Origin of the sequence: Mesorhizobium sp. M7A.F.Ca.US.006.04.2.1 (assembly GCF_004022915.1) — a bacterium.
Lineage (GTDB): Bacteria > Pseudomonadota > Alphaproteobacteria > Rhizobiales > Rhizobiaceae > Mesorhizobium > Mesorhizobium ciceri.
Map to the genome: position 1 here is coordinate 1 of NZ_RZQA01000803.1, position 2,983 is coordinate 2,983.

At 63.9% G+C, this 2,983-nt stretch carries 5 protein-coding genes; 4 read left to right on the forward strand and 1 reads right to left on the reverse strand.

What is annotated here, in order from left to right; translation table 11 throughout:
- On the forward strand, window positions 1-128 hold a 128-nt coding region (locus tag EN925_RS30300; protein WP_245487346.1), incomplete at its 5' end, for a thymidylate synthase.
- 11 nt (window positions 129-139) lie between these two features.
- Here EN925_RS30300 and EN925_RS30305 read toward each other — a convergent pair.
- Window positions 140-349: a molybdopterin-binding protein gene (locus EN925_RS30305; RefSeq protein WP_127369522.1), complete on the reverse strand. Its 210-nt coding sequence runs from the start codon at window positions 347-349 to the stop codon at window positions 140-142.
- A gap of 161 nt (window positions 350-510) precedes the next feature.
- Here EN925_RS30305 and modA point away from each other — a divergent pair, with 161 nt between their 5' ends.
- The 3 genes from modA to modC all read left to right on the forward strand — a co-directional run.
- Window positions 511-1,305, forward strand: coding sequence for a molybdate ABC transporter substrate-binding protein (gene modA, locus EN925_RS30310; RefSeq protein WP_064993786.1), 795 nt, complete (start codon window positions 511-513; stop codon window positions 1,303-1,305).
- A 15-nt stretch (window positions 1,306-1,320) separates the two neighbouring features.
- Window positions 1,321-2,025, forward strand: a complete 705-nt coding sequence (gene modB / locus EN925_RS30315) for a molybdate ABC transporter permease subunit (RefSeq protein WP_063168280.1) — start codon at window positions 1,321-1,323, stop codon at window positions 2,023-2,025.
- Window positions 2,022-2,983, forward strand: a 962-nt coding sequence (modC, locus tag EN925_RS30320; RefSeq protein ID WP_128337151.1) for a molybdenum ABC transporter ATP-binding protein, incomplete at its 3' end; no start/stop codon positions are given. The genes modB and modC, both read left to right, overlap by 4 nt.

Below are 2,983 nucleotides of genomic sequence, written 5' to 3' on the forward strand. Positions count from 1 at the left end.
CGCCGAGGACGCTGCCGACGATGTGGATCAATCCGGAGGTGAAGGACCTCTTCGCCTTCCGCTTCGAGGATTTCCGGCTGGAAAACTACGTCGCCGACGCGTCAATCAAGGCGCCGATCGCGGTCTAAGGCCGCAAATTTCAGTCCATGCCGACCATCACGTCCGAGGCTTTGACCACGGCATAGGCCTGCTTGCCCTTTTCGAGCTTGAGATCGGCGACGGCCTCGTTGGTGATCGAGGCGGTGACGATGGCGCCGCCGCCAATGTCGATCCTGACATGCGAGGTGGTGGCTCCCTTGACGATCTCGGCGATCGTTCCCTTGAGGACGTTGCGGGCGCTGATCTTCACCGGAGTTTCCTTTCCAAGGTTTCTTTTCCCGGTCTTACCAGAACAATTGGTGTCGTACAGACGCTTTCATGAGGCGCCGGGCCTTCCCTTGTTATATTCATACGGATATATCGGTCAGCAGGCTTCGAGCCGGCCGGATTTCAAACCAGGGAGAGTTTTCCATGACGCGCAAAGGTTTTGGATCGAGGGCGATCGCCATTGGCGGTTTGGCTGCGGCGCTGATGGCAGTCGTGCCGGCAGCGCATGCGGAAGACAAGGTGGTGGTGTTTGCCGCAGCCAGCCTCAAGGACGCGCTCGACGCGGTGAACAAGGCCTGCGAGGCCGATGTCGGCGAGGCGGCGACTGTCTCCTATGCCGCGAGCTCGGCGCTGGCCAAGCAGATCGAGGGCGGGGCGCCTGCCGACGTCTTCATCTCGGCCGATCTCGACTGGATGAAATATCTCTCCGACAAGAAGCTGACCAAGCCGGACACCGAAGTGAAGCTGCTCGGCAATCAGATCGTGCTGGTGGCGCCGAAGGACTCGGCGGTCGACACCAGGATCGAGAAGGGTTTCGACCTCGCCAAGCTGATCGGCGACGGCAAGCTCGCCATGGGCGATTTCAAGGCGGTGCCGGCCGGCAAATACGGCAAGGCCGCGCTTGAATCGCTCGGCGTCTGGTCCTCGGTCGAGGGCAAGGTGGCGCAGGCCGAAAACGTGCGCGCGGCGCTGAAACTGGTTTCGACGGGCGAAGCCGCCCTTGGCATTGTCTATGCCACCGACGCGCATGCCGAAAAGGGGGTCAAGGTGATCGGCACCTTCCCGGAGGATTCGCATCCGCCGATCATCTATCCGGTTGCCCAGACCGCCGATTCGAAGGACAAGGATACGCCGGCTTTCCTGAAATGCCTGCAGTCGGCCAAGGCGGCCGCGCTGTTCAAGGATCAGGGATTTACCGTGCTCGCGCCGAGCAACTGAGTTCCAAGGGGCACTATGAACTGGCTGCTGGACCTCACTCCCGACGAATGGAATGCGGTCCGGCTGTCCATCAAGGTGGCAACGGTGGCGATGCTCGCCAGCCTGCCGCCGGGCATCTTGATCGCGCTTCTGCTTGCCCGGGGACAGTTCTGGGGCAAGACGGTTCTCAACGGGCTGGTGCATCTGCCGCTGATCCTGCCGCCGGTGGTGACCGGCTATCTGCTGCTGCTCACCTTCGGCCGGCGCGGTCCGGCCGGTGCCTTCCTGGCCGAGCATTTCGGCATCGTCTTCTCCTTCCGCTGGACAGGTGCGGCGCTGGCTTGCGGCGTCATGGGCTTTCCCCTGATGGTGCGGGCGATCCGGCTGTCGATCGAGGCGGTGGACCGTAGGATGGAAGCGGCGGCGGGAACGCTCGGCGCCAATCCGCTCTGGGTGTTTGCCACCATCACGCTGCCGTTGATCCTGCCCGGGCTGATCGCCGGCGCCATCCTGGCCTTCGCCAAGGCGATGGGCGAGTTCGGCGCCACCATCACCTTCGTTTCCAACATTCCCAATGAGACGCAGACATTGCCGTCGGCGATCTACACCTTCACGCAGGTGCCGGGTGGCGATGAAGGGGCGCTCCGCCTGACGCTGATTTCCATTGTCATCTCCATGGCAGCACTTGTGGCTTCGGAGGTGCTGGCGCGGCGTGTCGGCCGGCGGCTGGACATCGAATGAGCGTTCTCGTCGACATCAGCCATCGGCTGGGCGGTTTCGCCATCGGCGCCCGCTTCGAAAGCGCCGGGCGGCTGACGGCGCTGTTCGGAGCGTCTGGGTCGGGCAAGACGACGCTGATCGGCATGATTGCCGGGCTGATCCGGCCCGACAAGGGACGCATCGAGGTTGACGGCCGTGTGCTGGTCGATACCGGTGCCGGCATTTTCGTGCCGAAGCACAAGCGCCGCATCGGCATGGTGTTCCAGGACGCAAGGCTGTTTCCGCATTTGAGCGTTGCCGGCAATCTTCGCTACGGCCGCTGGTTCACGCCGCCGGCGGAGCGCTACGCCGATATCGATGCCGTCGTCGACCTGCTCGGCATCGGGCCGCTCATGAACAGGCGGCCGGCAAAGCTCTCAGGTGGCGAGAAACAGCGTGTGGCGATCGGCCGGGCATTGCTTGCCAGCCCCAGACTGCTGCTCATGGACGAACCGCTGGCCTCGCTCGACGAGGCGCGCAAGGCCGAAATCCTGCCCTATGTCGAAAGGCTGCGCGACGAGATCAAAATCCCGATCGTCTATGTCAGTCATTCGGTCGCCGAAGTGGCGCGGCTGGCCAGCGACGTGGTGATGCTGGCGCAGGGCAATGTCGTTGCCAGCGGGCCGACCGAGGCGGTGATGCAAAGGCTCGACCTGTTGCCGGCGGAGGAGCGCGGCGAGGGCGGCGCCGTGCTGGACACCAAGGTGCTGCATCACGACGAGAGTTTCGGCATGACCGTGCTCGGCTCGGCTGCGGGCGAGCTCCGGGTGCCACAGCTGGCGATGAAGACAGGTACGCCGGTGCGCATCCGTATCCGCGCACGCGATGTGATGATCGCCACCGAAAAGCCGAGGGGTCTCAGCGCGCTCAACATCCTGCCGGGAACCATTACCGCGATGAGCCCCGGCGAGGGACCGGCGGTCGAGGTCGGTATCGACTG

Coding starts and splice junctions, on each gene's coding strand:
- modB (WP_063168280.1), top strand. CDS start 1,321: ATGAACTGGCTGCTGGACCTCACTCCCGACGAATGGAATGCGGTCCGG.
- modA (WP_064993786.1), top strand. CDS start 511: ATGACGCGCAAAGGTTTTGGATCGAGGGCGATCGCCATTGGCGGTTTG.